Raw genomic sequence first — 18,536 nt, 5'->3', positions numbered from 1 at the left:
TGCAACAAACTTCCGGAGATCAACGATGTGGACCGATACCACTCGGACGCAGTATGCCCGCGCGGGGCTGGCTTTGCCAAGCGATTTGACCGATGCCGAATGGTCGGTACTCGAACCGTTATTGCCTCCGCCCTCCTATGTGGGCCGACCACGCAAATGGCCGCTGCGGCGAATTGTCGAGGCAATCCTGTATTTGCTGCGCGGGGGACTGCCGTGGCGAATGCTGCTGCCCTGCTTTCCGCCGGTCTCGACGGTGCGGCGCTGGTTTTACCTGTGGCGCGATAACAAACTGTGGCTCTCGCTCAATCATGCCCTGCTGTTGATGGCTCGTGAAGCGACTGGTCGCGATGCTTCTCCCAGCGCCGGCGTGATCGATAGCCAGAGCGTGAAAACGACTGAAAGCGGCGGCCCTCGCGGCTATGACGCGGGCAAGAAAATCAAGGGCCGTAAGCGCCACATCCTCACTGACACCGAGGACAATTTGGTACATGCGGTGATTCACACCGCCGACATTCAGGACCGCGACGGTGCGCCACTGGTGTTGCTTGAAATCCTCCGTCGCTTTCCATGGCTGCGCCATGTCTTTGCCGATGGCGGCTAGGCTGGCGACAAGCTCAGGGAGGCGCTCCGGCGTATCAAATGGACCGTCGAGATCGTCAAGCGATCCTATGTGGCAAAAGGCTTCGTGGTTCTCCCGCCGTCGAGCGAACACTGGCTTGGCTCAACCGCCGCCTCGCCAAGGACTTTGAACAGACCATCGCATCGGTAACCGCGTGGTTGTTCATAGCTTCCATCCAGCTATTTGCCCGTCGCATCGCAAGGCTATGAAATCTCACCGGATAATTATGAATCAGGCTCTAAGGCCCATGCCTCTTAATGCAACGCTGACCGCCAATTACGAGATAAAAGCAGAATCGATTATATCCAGCAATGTGGTTGGCCGCCTCGAGAGTAAAAAAAGTGAGGCGAAAGACTTCACCATTTCGGGCATCGCCAAACTGGGCCTGCTCGATTTGCTTGTGGAGCAGGGTGCGAAACTCAATCGTGCTTACACTCCAGATCCCAGGACAGAGGCAGGTAGCTTTTATCGTTCGGATCATTTCCCGATGGCGAAACTGGGGGTGCCTGCTATCTCCTTTGGGCCAGGCCGCGATTTGCGGATTGGCGGAAAGGATCGAGGCGAAGCATTGTCCGATGCTTATACAAAAGACCGCTATCACCAGCCTGCGGATGAATGTGGCGCGGATTGGGATATGAGTGCGGTTAAGCCCGACCTAATCCTACTCTACAATACTGGGCGCGCCCTTGCAGAGAGCCGGATTTGGCCAGACTGGAGCCCGGATTCCGAATTTCACGCAGCGCGCGAGAAGAGTGCGAGCGAGCGACCATAGAAAGATTGATCAGCCCCTCCCTTCTCCAGAGGCGTCGGTAATTGTGCGATCAGCCAGGGGCGTAATCAGGTAATGTCTCCAATGGCGCAATTGCCTCGACGACATGGTGTAGTACCGTAGATCGCCTATATTTGCGTGGGGTATTCGCGGAAAGGTTGTTCAGACAGAGGAACTGTTGGCCGAAGACATGCTAGCGGCCAACATGTATCGAATGATTTAGCGGCTTTTTAGTCGCGGGACGAGCGGCTAATGCCTCTTGACAACTGGATCCACGGACGGGGCAGTAGGGTGGACAATCTTTTGTTTTCTCGCTCTCTCTGTCTTGACCTCTGTGGCGGTATTGGAAGCGCTGGTTTCCCTCTTTCTGCGTCCAGCCTTGGCTGACGTTGTGATAGCTTCCTTTGCCGGTTTTGCTGGATCGGCCTTGTCCAGGTTTAGCTTTAGCTTTGGCTTTCTCGCAGTTGGTGCGACGCTGGCAGCCGCCGATGTGGCGGGTTCTGATGTCTTTGTCTCGCGGGATTTGACCGGTGCTTTGGCGACCTTCGCAGTGGTTGTCTTTCTTCGTGCGGTAGAAGCGGGCTTCGCCACTGGTACCGCCGGCGCCTCCACCGGTTCCAACTGAACCTTGGCTCGGTTCCTACCCAGGCCCATGCGTGCGGCGACAGCGCGGCGCTTTTTAGAATAGTTGGGCGCCACGAGTGGATAATCGGCCGGAAGATTGTAGCGTTCCCGATAGTCCTGAGGCGTCAGTCCATGTGTTCCCAGATGCCGCTTCAAGGTCTTGTATGATTTTCCATCGATCATGCTGATGATGCAATCTTGGGACGCGAGGCTCTCCTGCACGGTCACTGCCGGTGTGTAACTTGCCGCAGCTGACGTTGCTGGCTCAATCGAGGTGTCTTGCGCTAACGCTCTCCGGGTGGACAAGATAAGTCCTGCCAAGTCCTCACTAGCGACACTATTGTTCGATACATAGGCGCTCAACAATTGGACGACCAGATTGGTAAACGTGGGTTGATCGGTCTCGACCATTGCACCTCTCCTGTTTGAGTTAGCAAGCTGTTCACCCATACAGATGTACATGTCAAACTATTGCATACCGAATTTGCGGATATGACCGGTCGACGCTGTCGCAATGATATGTCTTGATCGGATACCGGCACCAGTTGTCCTTGGCATCAGTATCGTTCTTATCGCCGAAATCCGAAAAATATCATCAATATTATTGCATATTGGTACATCTGGGAGAAAGCAGAAATAGTACTTCTTGAAAATCAGGAGGCGATGGGCAATAGTTATAATATAATCTAGAAATATTATTCATTATAAGCTCCAATATATAAGATTGTCATTTTATCTTTTTTTTGGCTGCGACTTCTGCGGTCGAAAGGAGAAATATCATGACACGTACCAAGAAAATTGCGAGTGATGTACTCATTCCGCTAGGCTCGGTTACGAGCCTGACAAAGGGCAACGGCTCAAGTCTGACTGCAGACGATAATAATCATGGTCGCAAACAGGCGATGGGGCTTTCCCGCGATTAAAACATTGTGAAGCGCGCCGTCATCGCGGCGCGCTTCACCCTTGCGGAGGCTTCCCGATGTACAGACTTGGTGACGGATTTGCCTATTGCTGCGCAGATAACCACGCGATTTTTCTCGATCTGACTCGCAACCACTATCTATGCCTAGAACCGCCGCTGCAGACGGCATTTTCAAAACTCGTTGAGCGGAAAGAATTGAGCCAAGATGACCACCATCAGTTGAATAATTTGCTGCATTTGGGGATTCTAACGTCGGACATGGTGGCCTCCCCTCTTGCGCCGCCGGTCGTGATACCCGCTTTGTCGACGGTTGGCGCCGGTAAGATATCCAGTTTTTCTAGGCCAGCTTTGAAAGCGCTTCTACACCGCCTGAGCGCGAGCGCGTCATTGCGGCTGCATGGGTTGAATCAGATTGTCAAAACTTTGAAAAGACTCAAGGAAGAAATCCGGCTTCAAGGAGAAATCTACGCGCCAGAAGCGGATGCGCAGGCTGCTTCCGCTTTCGAGGCAACGCATCTTCTTTTTTCCGCGAATGATCGGTGCCTTACCCAAGCTATCGCACTGTTCCGTTCTCTCTTAGCAGCGCGACACTTGCCGCTGCTGATTTTTGGTGTGCGCATGAATCCTTTCAGTGCGCATTGTTGGGTGCAAAGCGGAGAGCGAGTATTTTGCGATTCAGCCGCTTATACACGGCAGTTCACGCCGATCCTGATAATCTAATGGCTGCGCGCTTCATCGCATACGCCTTTCGCGATCGTCAGGATGCCGCGATGATCGAGGCCTATAGACAAGCGCCTGAGACGCTACATCTCCTCTTTTGCTCTTCAAGACTTATGGTCTTTGGCAACATTGAATGCGCACCGGCGATCCTCACAAACAACGGCATTGTCATTGGTGATATTTTCGCCAAGCCGCATTTCGCCAAGCCTGCGCGAGAAGAAGCGCAGTGGTTTACGAAAGTCTATACGCAAAAGGGCTTTCCTGGCCTGCTCCGATCATGCTGGGGCGCCTATGTCGCGTTCTTGGATGATTCATGTGGAGGACGATTAGAGGTTCTTTGCAGCCCGCTGGGCAATTTGCCATGTTATAAATTGCTGACACCCTGGGGCGCTATCTTCGGATCAGACCCGGATATTTTGGTGTCTATGGGACATCTGGTACCCGCCGTCGATTTTCAAATGGTTGATGCCCAACTGCGCTTCCGGACGTTGCGGTCGCCGAGAACAGCACTGCGTTATCTGGAAGAACTTCCGGGTGGGTGCGCTTGGCAGCTGGGAGATCCTGAAACAGTCACGGATATCTGGTCTCCTTGGACCTTTACAGCGACCCCGAGGCAGCTCAGCCAGCCCCCTGTACAAGCGCTTGCAGAGGTAGTTCGCTATTGCGTTGAAACATGGGCCAATCAGCTTGGCAAGCTACTGCTCAGTCTTTCAGGTGGTCTTGATTCTTCGGTCGTTGCGGCATGCCTTAAAGGAACGCGAAGCGATGTGAACGCAGTCAACCTCCATGACGGGACGCCGGCTAGCGACGAGCGCGTTTACGCGCATGCTGTGATGAACAAATGCTTGGGAAGTGTGCTAACTGATTTGCAGTATGACATGGAGGCCGTAGATATCAACATATCGAGCGCTCGTATGCTGCCACGGCCGTGCGGAAGCGCCTTGGCGCAAGGCGTGAATGGCGCACGCCATCGTCTTGCAACCGAACTAAATTGCCCTGCGATATTCACAGGCTTCGGTGGAGACGGTGTATTTTGTTATTTAACTTCGGCGTCCCCGATCGTGGACCGCATCCGATCCGATGGCCTTACTGCTGGCCTAAGCGAAACCCTTATGGATATTTGTACGATGACGGGCGGCACCGTCATCGAGGGTCTCATCCATGCAGGACTAAAGGTCCTTAGGCCCAATCAGCGTCGATATTATTCTCCCGATCTGTCTTTCTTGACGACAGATCGCCGAGCGCAATTGGCAGTGGTTCCGCATCACCCCTGGATAGAGGCGCCAAAAGGACAGTTGCCCGGGAAGATCGCCCATGTCGGCATGATCGCCGAAATGCTCAATGGCCTTGATGGTTTTGCGCGTGACGAGGCGCTCGTCGATATTGCGCCGCTCATGTCGCAACCCGTGGTCGAACTATGTTTGGCCATTCCGACGTGGATGTGGTGCCGAGGGGGCGTTGACCGAATACCGATACGTGAGTCCTTCCAAGAGGCGCTTCCGGCCGAAATCATTTCGCGGACCTGGAAAGGGGGACCGGACGGCTTGGCTGGCGCGCTTTTTGAAAGAAATAGGGAAGGGCTAAGCCTTCTGTTCCGAAACAGCCTCCTGGTATCCCACGGCATTATTGATGAAAAATCGGTTCTCGCGCGGCTTGAAGATAGCATGCCGGTGCGAGCGGGCGAGAATTTACGCCTGCTCGAGCTGGCTGACGCTGAATGCTGGGCGCGTCACTGGTCTGACCGGGGAACGCTCTCGCCCTCAGCAGCGGGTAAAGGCGCTGCTGGCATTTGACGGCGCAAGTCACGCCATCTCGCATATTCTGCAGCCCTAATAGGATTATTGTGCTCTTTACCCAGGAGCCAGAAATCGAACCAGTCGAGGCTGCGTTCGTAAATAGCGAGCCGGTGTGCGGGTTGCCATTTGACATGATATTCGTCCGGGAAAACATACATTTCGGTTGGACGTCTTTGTTCGCGTAACGCCGTGTAGCTCTCAATCGCACAGATATATTCGTGATCCGCGAGTTGCATGAGAATGGGCGCAGTGATTTTCTTGGCGTTCATAATGAGGGACATGGGTTTTGTCCGATCCCAGTCAGGCTCAGATAGTGGCGGATACTGGTATCTACCTGAATGGTTAGCCGATTTTGGCCCTACTAACGTTAGCGCCGAAACATAGTCACCGCAGTTGGTCCCGAGAGCAGCAGCTGAGAACCGGTTGCTGTTGATCAGTGCAAAGCGCGTTCCTGACGATCCATCGCTAAATCCCGTGATGCCAATATGTCGGGCGTCCACAAGATTTCTTCGAGCAACGAGATCTATGCCAGAAAGGAGAGATGAGAGAACATTCCGTTTATCCGCCCAATTTGTGACGTTATACCTTTCGAAATCAGCATAAGTGGTAAATGATCGGTCATAAGCGAGCTCTTTGGGCCGATTGAAACTTAGAACGGCGTATCCGCGGTCAGCAAACATCTGGATTGGGAATTCGTCGCCGGTCCCACCCCGAAGAAAGCCGCGTGATTCATACTGCACTATGATCAATGGGTGCTGTTGCCCTGGCTTATGATTGGCGGGGAGAACTAGATCACCGAATGTTTCGACACCTGCCGCGTTCTTCCAAACCAATCGTTCGACCTTACCAAGTTGGATCAATGAAAATTGTGGGTTTGGGTCAAAGATGGGGAGCATCCTGCCCGTATTGATTTCGATGGAGATCAGTCGCCGAGGCTGGGTCGAAGCTTCATGTGCGCACAAAAGTGCCGCATGCCAATTCTGACACCCAATAAGCAAGTCATCGGTGTGCAAAATCGACTTTGGCGCTCCACCACCAGGGCGCCACTGATACAGACCTAGGCGGCTTTCTGCAGGGCCTTCGCGGCGGAGGAAGATCACATCCTTACCGTCCTGCGTCCACCATATATTGAGGAGCCGAGATCGACATTCCGGATAATCGCACGCCAGCTCCCGGCCGTCCTTGAGCTTCACATGGAGGACCATAGGCGAGAGAATAAAAACTGAATTAACCGGAGCTAGCCAGGCAACATCATGGTCCTGGCTTGCAACTGAAATATAAGCCGTATCAGGTGCTCCAGTCTTTACCGCTTGGGAGGCACTGAGCAGCTGACGGTCCCCATCCGTTGCATCGACGATTGTCATGCCATCCGAACTGACGCGATAATATCCCCGGGCTATCGGAGCTGGGATAAACGGTTTGCTATCGTCAGTAGGAAGAAAACGGTCTCCATAAACATATCCCCTTTTTCCTTCATCTTCCCGCGTGGAAAGCGCCGGTGCAAGCCCATCATTTTGGCTGAAAATGAAGCTTTTGCCATCGGCGGCCCAGCGAAAGCTTAGGACGTCGATTTTTCCAAAAGTAATTTGGTGGGCGCGGTCCCCACCGATGCCTGCCCGCCAAATTTGGGTTACGCCATGATCACGGCGTAGATAGGCGATGGATTTGCTGTCAGGCGACCATTGGGGTACGACAGGCTGTGGCAGCCCCACCTGCGCAAGTGCCAAACCCTCATAATCATAGACCTCAGGGATCCAGTCGCCACCAATGTCCAAATATTCAGCTGGTCGCGATCCGCTGAGAGTTATCACCACCAAGGCAATGCAATAATCATTGCTGGCGGTCCTCGCTCGCCTGATTTGCAGTGCTGCAAAACGTCCATCGGGTGAAACGGAAAATGGGCTATCGGTGCCTGAGCCGTTATCCGGACTTCCAAAGTCGCGTAGCTCGATGAGGTCTTGCGCTTTTATCGTCTTTTTTAACATTGCGGCCGGATTTTTATCGGACTGTATATCAGAACAATCCCTGGCGGCGGCACTGATGGAGAGTGAAGCGACGGTCATCGCAAAAAGCGCCGCTGCGCGACAAAGAAAAGGCATCACCAATGCTTCGCAATTGTGAGGCTGATTGTTCGGCCAAGCGGAGACTGATTTACTGAGTCATAGGGAGCTACTCCGAAAGAATACGGCCGGAGACGGGCTGGGGCATCATTAAGGAAATTTGAGATCGCGAGGGAGGCCTCTATATTTCCCAACGCCGTTCCGTCTTTAGGAATAGCATAAGTGGCAGTGAAATCGACGGTGGCTTGATCGTCAACTTGGAGAATTGGCGTCGATATATTGTCTTTGACGCTTCCTATATAGTTGAAGAATGTACCGAGAGCGAGGTCGCCATTGCGCCATACAGCGCCCATATTGGCGCGCCAGTGAGGTGGCCGATAGATTGTGCCGGCGAGCGGAACAGCATCCTGTCCGGGAGCGAGTTTCTGGCGTGATCTGAGATATGTCACCGAGCCTGTAAGATCGATAGAGCCATAGTCGGTTCGTGCGAAGTGTAGCTGGAAAGACCCATCAATGCCCTGGATGGTTTGTGATGTCGCATTGACATATCGATCATCGATAAGAGCCACGACTTGAGCGGGGTCAAAGGCAGCATCGGAATAATTGATCAGACCCGCTGCAGACCGAGCGATTGCGGCATTCATTTCCGCGTTGGTGGGAGCATAAGTAATATATTCGGCATATTCGGGCAGAAAGGCTTGGGACAAACGGAACGGCTCTGCAACTCTATCGCGGTAGGCAATATGAAAGTAGCTGATCTCCAGATAGCTGCCTTCGAGGAATTTGGGAGACCATTTTGCAGTCGTCGTCCAAGTAGTTGCCTTCTCAGGCCTCAGTGACCGGTTCCCGCCATAAAGGTATAGAAAATTGGCGGAGGCGGGATAGCCTGTGGTAAGCAAGCTCATGGGAGCTAGCACGGCTGGTTGGTCGCGAAACAGTTGAAACAGGGCTGGTGTCTTGAACGACTTGCCCCAACTTGCCTTGAGCTCGATACCGTCGATGGGCGCATATACGACACCGGCTTTTGGCGTCGTGACGGTTTTTAGGCCGTTATATTTTTCATGCCGCACGGCGCCGCTGAAAGAGAGGCTATTAAAGCCCTCTATATCCATTGACTGCGACACCAGCGGTACGAATAGTTCGCCATAGACTGCGTAGCTGTCTTGGCTGGCGAGAGAGATTGTGGGCGCAAATCCCACTGTCTGGGTAAGTTGATCAAGATCTAGTCGTCGATAGCCGCCCCCTGCAGCAAGGCCGATAGCACCGGCGGGCAGGGTCATCAGCGGCCCCTCGGCTCCGACCTCGACAACCTTCGTGGAATTTTTGAACCGCGAGATTGAAGCGTAGTTTTGCTCGCCGTCCAAATAAAATTCGCTGTAGCCGCTGGAAAGCTCATTCCCATAGATACCATTCACAGAAGCCTTCCAGTCAGCGCCGATGGTAAAGGCTAGTCCTGGCGATAATGTGTAGGATCTCGTCCGCTGCTTGTTGAGGTAGCCGTAAAATGTAGCGCTGGTTTCTGGATCCAATGGATATTGCATATCGTTTGATCGGCGGACGCTGTATAGAGCATCGAAATTGGCCGTAATATTTGAGCTTATCTGCTGATGTCCGCTCAAAACAGCGCCGCGATACTGCATGTCAGGGTATAGAGTGTAGGAGCCGTCAAAGCCTTGTGTATAGGCTCTCTGCCGCGCCAGAATGGCACCACTATTTGCCAGGTCGCCTGTAACAATGAAACCACCGTTGGCCCAAGTTTGCCCAGCCACGGCAGTTAGTTGCTTCTGAACATAACCACCTTCAGTCGCGACGCCAAAGCGCGCGGTGGTGGTGAGGCCGTCATAATCCTTTCTCAGAATGACATTCGCTACGCCGCCGACAGCATCAGAACCATACAGGGCGGATGCGCCATCAGCGACAATCTCTAGACGTTCCACTGCCGCTATGGGAATTTCAGTGATATCTACGGCTTGCCGGATGGAATTATAAGCGAGGCGCTTGCCGTTGACGAGGGTTAGGGTGGCATCTTGTCCGAGTCCGCGGAGATTTAACGCAGTACCGGAATTGACATTTGAGCTCCCGAAATTCTCGGCCCCGGACGCAATAGTTGGACCTTGGCCACCGTTAAAATTTTGTGGGATAGAGCGTATGACGTCGCCGAAACTATATTGCCCGGCCTCTTGCATGTCTCGTCTCGTTCGCACTGTAACTGGCGAGGCAATCGAAGCGCCGCGGATACGCGATCCGGTGACGATTATTGCGGTGTCATTTTCCGTCTGGCGTGACGCTACTTCGCCCGACGGTGTCTCTCGCCCCCGTATAAGCACTATATCATCGCGAAATTCGGCTACCAGGCCACTTCCTCGAAGCAGAAATTTGATCGCTTCGTCAGCGCTGAATGTGCCCTGTAAAGTCGGGGCAATCTTGCCGTCGAGCGCCTCCGAAGGAGCGATGATTTCTCGCCCTGACTGTTTTCCGACTTGCCTAAGAGCTGAGCTTAAGTCCTGATTGGCTATATCGTATATATTTTTTCTATCTGCAGGTTTTTCAGCATAGGCTATGGAGGAAAACGCCGTCAGTGCTAGCGTTGAGATATGGATACATTGTTTGAATCGCTGCAAGTTCATAGCCGTTCCCCTTTGCTCGCGTGAAGCGCTGATGGGGAGAAAGGCGTCTGGAAACGCAGAATACGGGGTCGTGTCGAAAATTTTTTATTAGACATCCCAATTGAGCACGGGGCCAAGAGATGTAAATCCAATCCACATCTTTAACGCTCTTAATCAAATCCTTCCCTAGATGTCGCATCGGCGCCTTGCGCGCATGATATTCTCTGGTTAACCACCCGTAATGGCGCCAGCTATTAAGATGACGGGTAATAGGAGAATGCTAAAGATCCAAAAGAAGAATTTCTCCTGGGATGCTTCGATCTAACTTCAGGTCAAATATTTCTGCCAGTCTCTGAGCTGATAATATCGGATCATTGATACGGAATGTACCAGAAACCTTGAGATTTGCTATGTGAGGTGTGCCAATCACCAATTTTATCGACCCATGGTGGTTCACCATCTCAACAACGTCTAGAAGTTTTGTATCATTAAAATCTACAAGTCCTGTTGGCCAATCACTGATAGTATGGACGGTCTGCATCATTGCTAGCATATGCGGGCCGCCTGATCTGACGGTCGCACTTTGTCCTGGCCTGAGTTGCAATGTGTAAGGAAAACCCTTGGTCTGAATAGTATTTGCTGAGACATCTACTTTGCCCCGCAACAGATGAACCATAACATTTTCAGTCTTATTTAGCCAAACATCGAAGATTGTACCCCGAGCAGTGACCGTTGCAGCACCGGCAAGGACAACGAATGAGCGATGTTCATGGAAGACTTCGAATCGGGCCCGTCCGCGCTCAAGCCGCAAACGCCGCGCATGGCTATCATATGCAGTGGTGACAAGGCTGTCGGTGTCCAGCGTTAGTTTTGAGCCATCGGAAAGCGTGAAGGTGCGGATTTCGCCGAGATGAGTTGAAAATTGTTTATCTAGCGTTGCCCCGGCAACTGCCCCATTACTGGCGAGCTTAGCCGAATTCTCGGGCAAGTTTTTTGGATCAGCTGGCATAATTGCAATCCAGCCCCACCAGACGAGCACAGCAGCGACGATTGCGACGAGCAGTGATGCGGGAGCTAAGAAATTAGAGGCGCGCTTATCATCGGCCAAATCGGATGACGGTTCGTCCGCTAACCTTTTCCCCAGGTTAAAAACTTCCGCAATGCGGTTGTAGGCCGCCATATGAAGTGCGCCTCGCTTGCGCCACGCATCAAATTCCGTCTGATAGAGATCCGCATCCGGCCCCCGCATACGAGCAAACCAGGTAGACGCCTCTTCCAGCAACTGACCCTGGCTTGTTCTTTCTGGTGGCGTTCCCTTCTCACTCATTCCTGATCCAATGCTCGGGTGATATGGAGCAGTGCTTTCCCGATATGCCATTCAACGGTGCGTACGCTGATGTCCAACTCTGAAGCTATGTCTTTGTAACTTTTTTCTTGAACACGGTGGAGGAGAAAGATTTCGCGAGTTCTAGGCGCTAGCGCATCGAGCGCGCCAAGATACTGTCGCATCATATCTTCTGCTTCGATCGCGTGGGTCTGGGTTGCTGGCAAGCCAATGTCGGGTTGATCTTCAAATGAGATGGAAAAGAGATCGGAACGTCTCTTTCGCTTCCGCGATAGGTCGCTGAATTTATTCCTGATAAGGCGGCTAAGGAGTGCGCGAGGTTCCGAGATGTGATGGTTTCTGCCGTAGGCGATAAGCAGAACGAATAGATCCTGCACAAAATCTCGGGCTTCATCTGGTCCCCCGAGGCGTTGCCGAAATAGGCGGGTGAGCCGAGGTGTTTCCAGTTTATATATGTGCTCGAGGGTATCGTTGCAGCAATCGGGTGGGAGAGGCTGCAATGCCAAGGGCAGATCGCTATCATCCACGGAAGCGGTCCTGAGCGCTAATTGGTAGAGGGATTGCCTCTGACGTGAGGCGCTGCATGGTGTTGGTAGGGAGCGACATGTCGTTTTCTAGACAAGCCAGCATGCGTTACATCTCAAAAAATGAGAGAAAGCTTGCGAGGGATGCCGCCGTTCGAGTGCCCGCCCAGTCGGCGGCTCTCTTTAAAACCGGTTCGGCCACCCGTCCTTCTAGGAACGGATGCATATGATGCCTGGCAGGAAAATCCTGCAGGACGACTGCCGACAAGTCTCGTCCTGCCGGAGAAATTTGCCCTATCTAGAAACTCAGTTCAAGAGGCCGCTGCCAAAATTATCTTAATATGTTTGCATCGCCGAGACTTTGGCCTGGCCGAATGAGGCAGCGCACTGGCGCCGCATCACCAATTTTGCCGCCGCATAGTCTAAAAAATTCTGATGAGGCATTGGAAAAGACCCGGCTGCCTCGCGGCTGCCGGGTCCTCCGTCCTCTCCTGAAAGACTGTGTCTATGCGGCTGTTTCAGCCGTCATAGTCCCCGCCGATATTCTGGTTCCGCGGGGGTGCTGCTGCGGTCAGGCGCAGTGCTTCTGCCGACTGGCTGATCGAACCGATCTCGTCGGGCGTATCGTCGTCGTCGATCTGAACTTTTTGCAGAGTGCCGACCAGCGCATCGTGCAGATCGTCTGGCAATATGGTCTCATCCGCGATCTCGCGCAGGGCGACAACCGGGTTTTTGTCACGATCACGATCGATGGTGAGTTCGGCGCCGCCCGAAATCTCCCGCGCACGCTGGGCGGCAAGCAGGACGAGATCAAAACGGTTGGTGACCTTGTCGACACAATCTTCGACGGTAACGCGGGCCATCGGGCCTCCTGAATTGGACTATGCGATGAAAGGGCTAGCGCCTAGCAGGGGGTCTCGCTCATGTCAATGCAGAGGCTCCCTGCAGGGCTTGCGAAAGCTCTGGCCAGTCTGGCACAAACCCGCCACCATGGCAGCTATGGCGAGCAGGACCGCAGAAGAACCGCGCATGCAGGATGGAGACCATATCGCCTGCACCATCAACGGCAATCATCTGACAATCCTCAAAAGCGGCTTCGCTTTGCGCGAGGCGCTGATCGCGCTGATCGACGAAGCCGAGCATAGCCTGAAAATCTGCTATTACATCTTCGACAGCGATGCGAGTGGACGGCTTGTCCTGGCCCGGCTTATCCGCGCCGTGCGGAGGGGCGTGCAAGTGTCGCTTATGATCGACGCCTTTGGCGGCAGCGGCGCGAAATCCGGATTTTTCGACAGCTTTGTTGAAGCGGGCGGCCGCTTCGCTTGGTTCGGCGCCCGGCGTTCCACCCGCTATCTCATCCGTAACCATCAGAAGCTGGTTATTGCCGATGATGCTCGTCTGCTCATGGGGGGCTTCAATGTCGCGGATTCCTATTTCGGCATTCCGCCGGACGATTGCTGGCATGATCTCGGCCTGTGGCTTGAGGGCCCGGAAGTCGAGGCCATGGTCCGCTGGTATGGGCAGCTCTGGCGCTGGGTGGCGGGACGCAAGCAGAAATTCGGCACATTGCGGGCGATGGTGCGGCGATGGCATCCGGTCACCGACCATGATCCCGCCAATCCTTTCCGCTGGCTCATTGGAGGACCGACTCAGCGGCTCAGCCCATGGGCGAAGGTGGTCAAACATGATCTGGAGCATGGCCGCCGGCTTGATATGATAGAGGCCTATTTTTCACCGGGGCAGGGCATGTTGCGCCGTCTCTGGCAGCTTGCGAAGCGAGGGGATGCGCGCCTTGTGATGGCGGCCAAGTCGGACAATGGCGCAACTGTCGCAGCCGCCCGCCTGCTATATGGCCCTTTGCTGAAACGGGGCGCACAAATCTACGAATATCAGCCGTGCAAGCTGCACATGAAGTTGATCGTGATTGATGATGCGGTGTTCATCGGATCAGCCAATTTCGACATGCGCAGCCTTTTCGTGAACCTCGAATTGATGCTGCGAATCGAGGATGCTGCCCTTGCCGAACGGATGCGCGATTTTGTTGCGCGGCAAATTGCTAATAGCCGGCATATCACGCCGGAGGTTCAGGCAGAGCGAAGCGGATTTCTGACCCTGGCTAAGGGTTGGATCAGCTATTTCCTGGTGGGTTTCCTGGATTATACGGTGACGCGCCGGCTGAATTTCCGCCGCCGCCCCGATTATTAGTGGCTCTAACGCAGGTTTCAGGCGGCCTTAGCCAAAGCTTCTTGCTTATAGGACCAGAAGATGCGGCAAGGCGGGATATTGAGCCACTCAAAGCCCTGCTCGACGCGCGCGAAGCAGGGATAGAGGATTTTGCGTATATAGTTGGAATATTGATAGACGAGGAAAGCGCCGCCGGGCCGCAACGCGGCCTCGGTCTCGGCGGCGATGAGTTCCCCCACGCCGCTCGGCAGCGTGGAGAAGGGCAACCCCGACAGAATATAGTCAGCCTCGGTAAAGCCATGCTCGGCGATGATTTTCCGCACATCAGCAGCCGAACCATGCACCGCGCGGAAACGGACATCGGCAATGTCTGCATTCAAGTAGCGCACGAAATCCCGATTCGTATCGATCGAGAGCAGCATCGCGTCCGGCCGCAGCATTTCTAGCACTGGCCGGGTGAAGGTGCCTACGCCAGGACCATATTCCACGAACAGACGGGCGCTGCTCCAGTCCACTGGGGCGAGTGTTGCTCGAACCAGCGCCGGGGATGACGGTATCACCGATCCGATCATCGCGGGATGCTTTACAAACTCCCGGAAGAAAGTCGACATGGGCGTCAGACTGCGCATAGCGCGGGCCAGCGGATGGTTGGCTTTCCTCAGTTTTTTCAGTTCAACGGTCGCCATTCGGTTCCTGCCCGGAGTCATGTGAGGCTGGGCGTCGCAAAAATGTCGTCAAGTTGCAAGACGGCTTTTCCGCAACGCACCAATGGAGCGACGGGCTGGGCAGTTCATAGGTTATGATCCAGCGGGTTTCAGGCCACTTTGGGACCACGCGATGTCAGCATCCCTGGCGACACAAACCCGATGGAGGCCGCCTCGAAAACCGATTGCTTCAATTTGGCCTGAATAGCCTCATATTCGGCTTCTGTTTCCGGCGTCACTGAAGCTCGTGTCTCCAGCAGGGCCTTCTCGAAATGCCCTTGATCGATCTTTTCGACCTTCAAGGATTCGCGCAGGGCAAAAAGACCCGCCCGGCGGACAAGATCCTCCAAATCGGCTCCGGTAAAGCGCTCGGTCCTTTCCGCCAGGCTGTCGAGGTCCACATCGTCGGCTAGAGGCATTTTCCCGGTGTGGATCTTCAGGATGCGCCTCCGGCCCTGCTTATCGGGCACCGGCACATAGACAAGTTCATCGAAACGTCCGGGGCGGAGCAGCGCCGGATCGACCAATGTCGGCCGGTTCGTCGCACCGATGACCACCACTGACTGTAGTTCCTCCAGCCCGTCCATCTCTGCCAGGATGGTGTTCACCACCCGCTCCGTCACTTGCGGTTCGCCCAGGCCGTTCCCGCGCGCAGGAACCAGGCTGTCGAGCTCGTCGATGAAGATCACCGTTGGGGCGACCTGTCGCGCACGGGCGAACAGCCGTGCGATCTGCTGTTCGCTCTCACCATACCATTTGGACAAAAGGTCGCTTGACTTGGTGGCGATGAAATTCGCCTGCGCCTCTCGCGCAACAGCTTTCGCGAGCAATGTCTTACCAGTGCCAGGCGGTCCGTACAGCAGAAAGCCTTTCGCCGGACGGATGCCTATACGCCGGAAAGCGTCCGGGTCTTTCAGCGGCAGTTCCACTCCTTCCTTGAGGCGCATCTGCGCATCGTCGAGGCCGCCAATATCATCCCAACCAATGTTGGGTGCCTGCACCATGACCTCGCGCATCGCGGACGGCTGCACGCGCTTGATGGCGGCAAGGAAGTCCTCGCGCGTGACCATGAGTTCTTCCAGCACGTCCGCCGGGATAGTGCCGTCCTCCAGATTGAGGCGAGGCATAAAGCGTCGCACCGCTTCAATCGCCGCCTCACGCGTTAAGGCGGCAAGATCGGCGCCGACAAAGCCGTATGTCGTGCGCGCCAGTTCCGATAGGTCGACCTTGTCCCCCAGCGGCATGCCCCGCGTGTGAATGCCCAATATCTCCCGACGCCCACGTTCATCAGGTACGCCGACGATAATTTCGCGGTCGAATCGGCCAGGACGGCGCAATGCTTCGTCAATGGCTTCCGGTCGATTGGTGGCCGCGATGACGACAAGGTTGGTTCTCGCCTCCAACCCGTCCATCAATGTCAGCAGTTGCGCGACAAGGCGCTTCTCGGTTTCGCCCTGTACCTGTCCGCGCTTGGGCGCGATTGAATCGATTTCGTCTATGAACAGGATCGACGGAGAAGCCTTCGTGGCCTCTTCGAAAATCTCGCGCAGCTTCTTTTCCGATTCGCCATAGGCAGACCCCATGATTTCCGGACCGTTGATCAGGAAAAATTCCGCATCGCTTTCGTTGGCGACCGCGCGAGCAAGGCGGGTCTTACCGGTGCCCGGCGGGCCATGCAGTAGGACGCCACGGGGCGGATCGACACCCAGGCGCTGGAACAGCTCAGGATAACGCAATGGCAGCTCGACCATCTCCCGCAACTGGTCGATGGTCTCCGCCATGCCGCCGACATCATCATAGGTGACGTCCGCGCGGCGGGATTCCTTGGGTTCTTCATATTCGGCGCGCAGTTCAACCTCTGTATCGGCGTCGATCGTGACAATGCCTTTAGGAGTGGTCGAAACAACGGCGAGCCGGATTTCCTGCAGCGCATAGGCAGGGGCGGCGAGCATCTGCCGCAGGTTGGCCGGCATATCACCCCGCTCTACCTGCTGTTGTCCTGCTGTGGCTACGACATCGCCCGAAGTCAGGGGGCGTTCGAAGAACACCCGCTTCAATGCTTCGGGATTACCCTGCAGGCGCAGGTTCTGCTGAGCAGGGGCAAAGACGACCCGTTGCGCCGCGCGCGGCTCGATCCGGCTGATCTGTACGAAATCGCCAGAGCCCACTCCGGCATTGGCGCGCTGGAGCCCATCCAGCCGCAGCACATCGAGACCCTCATCCTCCTTATAGGGGCGAACGACTCGCGCAGGCGTTGAGCGCTTGCCGACGATTTCGATGGCATCGCCCTCCGAAACCCCAAGCTCCGCCATCACAGCCTGCGGCAAACGCGCCAATCCGCGGCCGGCATCCTCTGGCCTGGCGTTGGCAACTTGTATCCTGCGTCCGGCTGTTTCCTGGTCGGCCATTGCATCCTCTATCATATCCAGGCCGTTTCGCCCGTAGAGAGAAGATAGGATGCGCAATCGGTTGGTGGAACCCCCGCACGCTATGTCCCGAAAATTCCGGACATATGCTTTGGCACAAAAAAAGGGCCGACCCGAAGGCCAGCCCATGAAAGTTTATAGGAGAGGATGCCTGAAAGGCCTCTCCTATGTGCGCTGCAACCGTATTTATTGCAAGTGCGAAGTGATTTGCGCCGGTTGCAAAAATTGCATCTTGAAATATCCGCTCTTTTCTGGCTTCTTTGACAGAGGATGTCTGGATATGCTGGCTGCATGGTCAGCATGTCAAAATGTTGCGTTGCAACAGGTGTTGGCCCGGATAAGAGCATATGCGACGGTTGCCGCCCCTTACGGCCCTTGAGGCCTTCGTGCAGGTCGCACGTCTCGGCTCGGTGAAAGCTGCTGCTGAGGAGCTTGCTCTATCGACTCCAGCACTGAGTCGGCGTGTACAGGCGCTCGAGCGTTTTCTTGGTAAAGCCTTGTTCGATCGCAAGCATCAGGCGATGGAAATCAATGCAGACGGGCAGCGTTTGCTGGACGATATCGCACCTGCTTTGGATGCGATGTCAGTGGCACTGGAAGATATTCAGAGCGGCGGCAACCAGATGCGGCTGCGTTTGGCGGTGCAACCTCTGTTTGCCAGCCAGAGATTGTTCCCGCTGTTACCGGAACTGCGCAAGTTGCATCCCAGCCTTCATCTGGACATCGAAACCACACCACATGCCATTGCACGCCTCGGCGAAGGGTTGGACGCCGCCATTGTGCTGGGTAAGGAAGCTGATCCATCCCTCTATTCCCATGAACTAGATCATGATGAGGTCTATTTGATCGGTGCGCGTTCCCTGGCGGAGGGGGCGGATGCGATAACGCGGCCAGAACAGCTTGCCGGACATACCATCCTCTTACATCGCGAAATGTCTGGAAGCTTCGACGCATGGAAGGAAGCGATCGGGATGCCTGATCTGCAGCCCGCAGCGATCGACAATTATGATTCAGGGCCATTGATGCTTGAAGCCGCAGCCCAGGGACTGGGTGTGGCGGTGATGCATGCCAGCCATTTTACGCAGGCTAAGGACCCTCGTTTAACCCAATTGCTGACGATTCCAGTGAAAAGTCCATATCACTATTTCTTCGTGTGTCGGCCACGCGCTCTTCAGAACCGTGCAGTCCGTATATTCCATGATTGGCTGCTCGCATCGGACATCTGATCGCATTTATG

At 54.8% G+C, this 18,536-nt stretch carries 14 protein-coding genes and 1 pseudogene; 7 read left to right on the top strand and 8 right to left on the bottom strand.

The annotated features are described in order from the left end of the window. Positions 1-25: 25 nt before the first annotated feature. A pseudogene (locus BHQ40_RS14435) lies at positions 26-828 on the top strand (IS5 family transposase). Positions 829-866: 38 nt separating this feature from the next. Next, positions 867-1,391 carry a M28 family peptidase gene (locus BHQ40_RS14430; protein ID WP_253183363.1) on the top strand — a complete coding sequence of 175 codons (525 nt, stop codon included), beginning with the start codon at positions 867-869 and terminating at the stop codon, positions 1,389-1,391. A gap of 246 nt (positions 1,392-1,637) precedes the next feature. On the opposite strand, the gene BHQ40_RS14425 is transcribed toward BHQ40_RS14430, so the two are convergent. Continuing rightward, positions 1,638-2,423, bottom strand: a complete 786-nt coding sequence (locus BHQ40_RS14425) for a MucR family transcriptional regulator (RefSeq protein ID WP_070156563.1) — start codon at positions 2,421-2,423, stop codon at positions 1,638-1,640. Between the two features lie 368 nt (positions 2,424-2,791). Here BHQ40_RS14425 and BHQ40_RS26215 point away from each other — a divergent pair, with 368 nt between their 5' ends. The 3 genes from BHQ40_RS26215 to BHQ40_RS14420 are packed head-to-tail and all read left to right on the top strand — an operon-like array spanning position 2,792 to position 5,447. Beyond that, positions 2,792-2,935 carry a hypothetical protein gene (locus BHQ40_RS26215; RefSeq protein WP_171905861.1) on the top strand — a complete coding sequence of 48 codons (144 nt, stop codon included), beginning with the start codon at positions 2,792-2,794 and terminating at the stop codon, positions 2,933-2,935. Between the two features lie 56 nt (positions 2,936-2,991). Further along, positions 2,992-3,654 carry a lasso peptide biosynthesis B2 protein gene (locus BHQ40_RS25175; protein ID WP_083276937.1) on the top strand — a complete coding sequence of 221 codons (663 nt, stop codon included), beginning with the start codon at positions 2,992-2,994 and terminating at the stop codon, positions 3,652-3,654. Continuing rightward, the gene (locus tag BHQ40_RS14420) at positions 3,654-5,447 is read left to right on the top strand and encodes an asparagine synthase-related protein (RefSeq protein ID WP_070156562.1); all 1,794 of its coding nucleotides are present in this window, start codon (positions 3,654-3,656) and stop codon (positions 5,445-5,447) included. The genes BHQ40_RS25175 and BHQ40_RS14420 overlap by 1 nt, the downstream gene beginning before the upstream one ends. Here BHQ40_RS14420 and BHQ40_RS25170 read toward each other — a convergent pair. The 5 genes from BHQ40_RS25170 to rpoZ form a co-directional block, all read right to left on the bottom strand. Then, positions 5,384-7,513 carry an Atxe2 family lasso peptide isopeptidase gene (locus BHQ40_RS25170; protein WP_171905860.1) on the bottom strand — a complete coding sequence of 710 codons (2,130 nt, stop codon included), beginning with the start codon at positions 7,511-7,513 and terminating at the stop codon, positions 5,384-5,386. The genes BHQ40_RS14420 and BHQ40_RS25170 overlap by 64 nt on opposite strands. A 35-nt stretch (positions 7,514-7,548) precedes the next feature. After that, positions 7,549-10,137, bottom strand: coding sequence for a TonB-dependent receptor domain-containing protein (locus BHQ40_RS14415; RefSeq protein ID WP_070156561.1), 2,589 nt, complete (start codon positions 10,135-10,137; stop codon positions 7,549-7,551). A gap of 259 nt (positions 10,138-10,396) precedes the next feature. Next, positions 10,397-11,443, bottom strand: a complete 1,047-nt coding sequence (locus BHQ40_RS14410) for a FecR family protein (protein WP_070156560.1) — start codon at positions 11,441-11,443, stop codon at positions 10,397-10,399. Next, positions 11,440-11,988, bottom strand: coding sequence for an RNA polymerase sigma factor (locus BHQ40_RS14405; RefSeq protein ID WP_083276934.1), 549 nt, complete (start codon positions 11,986-11,988; stop codon positions 11,440-11,442). The genes BHQ40_RS14410 and BHQ40_RS14405 overlap by 4 nt, the downstream gene beginning before the upstream one ends. A 515-nt stretch (positions 11,989-12,503) precedes the next feature. Continuing rightward, a complete protein-coding gene (rpoZ, locus tag BHQ40_RS14400) occupies positions 12,504-12,848 on the bottom strand; it encodes a DNA-directed RNA polymerase subunit omega (protein ID WP_070156559.1) in 345 nt (114 codons plus the stop codon). A gap of 136 nt (positions 12,849-12,984) precedes the next feature. Between rpoZ and BHQ40_RS14395 the strand changes: the two genes are divergently transcribed. Continuing rightward, positions 12,985-14,190 carry a phospholipase D-like domain-containing protein gene (locus BHQ40_RS14395; protein ID WP_070156558.1) on the top strand — a complete coding sequence of 402 codons (1,206 nt, stop codon included), beginning with the start codon at positions 12,985-12,987 and terminating at the stop codon, positions 14,188-14,190. Between the two features lie 17 nt (positions 14,191-14,207). On the opposite strand, the gene BHQ40_RS14390 is transcribed toward BHQ40_RS14395, so the two are convergent. Then, a complete protein-coding gene (locus BHQ40_RS14390; protein WP_070156557.1) occupies positions 14,208-14,855 on the bottom strand; it encodes a class I SAM-dependent methyltransferase in 648 nt (215 codons plus the stop codon). 128 nt (positions 14,856-14,983) lie between these two features. Then, positions 14,984-17,281 carry a CDC48 family AAA ATPase gene (locus BHQ40_RS14385; RefSeq protein ID WP_070156578.1) on the bottom strand — a complete coding sequence of 766 codons (2,298 nt, stop codon included), beginning with the start codon at positions 17,279-17,281 and terminating at the stop codon, positions 14,984-14,986. Positions 17,282-17,646: 365 nt separating this feature from the next. Between BHQ40_RS14385 and BHQ40_RS14380 the strand changes: the two genes are divergently transcribed. Then, positions 17,647-18,525: a LysR substrate-binding domain-containing protein gene (locus BHQ40_RS14380; protein WP_070156556.1), complete on the top strand. Its 879-nt coding sequence runs from the start codon at positions 17,647-17,649 to the stop codon at positions 18,523-18,525. The last annotated feature ends 11 nt before the right edge of the window (positions 18,526-18,536 follow it).

The sequence above is a fragment of the Sphingobium phenoxybenzoativorans genome, from assembly GCF_001757355.1.
Lineage (GTDB): Bacteria > Pseudomonadota > Alphaproteobacteria > Sphingomonadales > Sphingomonadaceae > Sphingobium > Sphingobium phenoxybenzoativorans.
The sequence above is the reverse complement of the archived record's forward strand: the minus strand, read 5'-3'. Positions and strand labels throughout refer to the sequence as shown.

What these genes read in the sequence shown, in the direction of transcription:
- BHQ40_RS14430 (WP_253183363.1), top strand. Translation starts at nt 867, where the DNA reads ATGCCTCTTAATGCAACGCTGACCGCCAATTACGAGATAAAAGCAGAA.
- BHQ40_RS14425 (WP_070156563.1), bottom strand. Translation starts at nt 2,423, where the DNA reads ATGGTCGAGACCGATCAACCCACGTTTACCAATCTGGTCGTCCAATTG.
- BHQ40_RS26215 (WP_171905861.1), top strand. Translation starts at nt 2,792, where the DNA reads ATGACACGTACCAAGAAAATTGCGAGTGATGTACTCATTCCGCTAGGC.
- BHQ40_RS25175 (WP_083276937.1), top strand. Translation starts at nt 2,992, where the DNA reads ATGTACAGACTTGGTGACGGATTTGCCTATTGCTGCGCAGATAACCAC.
- BHQ40_RS14420 (WP_070156562.1), top strand. Translation starts at nt 3,654, where the DNA reads ATGGCTGCGCGCTTCATCGCATACGCCTTTCGCGATCGTCAGGATGCC.
- BHQ40_RS25170 (WP_171905860.1), bottom strand. Translation starts at nt 7,513, where the DNA reads ATGACCGTCGCTTCACTCTCCATCAGTGCCGCCGCCAGGGATTGTTCT.
- BHQ40_RS14415 (WP_070156561.1), bottom strand. Translation starts at nt 10,137, where the DNA reads ATGAACTTGCAGCGATTCAAACAATGTATCCATATCTCAACGCTAGCA.
- BHQ40_RS14410 (WP_070156560.1), bottom strand. Translation starts at nt 11,443, where the DNA reads ATGAGTGAGAAGGGAACGCCACCAGAAAGAACAAGCCAGGGTCAGTTG.
- rpoZ (WP_070156559.1), bottom strand. Translation starts at nt 12,848, where the DNA reads ATGGCCCGCGTTACCGTCGAAGATTGTGTCGACAAGGTCACCAACCGT.
- BHQ40_RS14395 (WP_070156558.1), top strand. Translation starts at nt 12,985, where the DNA reads ATGGCGAGCAGGACCGCAGAAGAACCGCGCATGCAGGATGGAGACCAT.
- BHQ40_RS14390 (WP_070156557.1), bottom strand. Translation starts at nt 14,855, where the DNA reads ATGGCGACCGTTGAACTGAAAAAACTGAGGAAAGCCAACCATCCGCTG.
- BHQ40_RS14385 (WP_070156578.1), bottom strand. Translation starts at nt 17,281, where the DNA reads ATGGCCGACCAGGAAACAGCCGGACGCAGGATACAAGTTGCCAACGCC.
- BHQ40_RS14380 (WP_070156556.1), top strand. Translation starts at nt 17,647, where the DNA reads ATGCGACGGTTGCCGCCCCTTACGGCCCTTGAGGCCTTCGTGCAGGTC.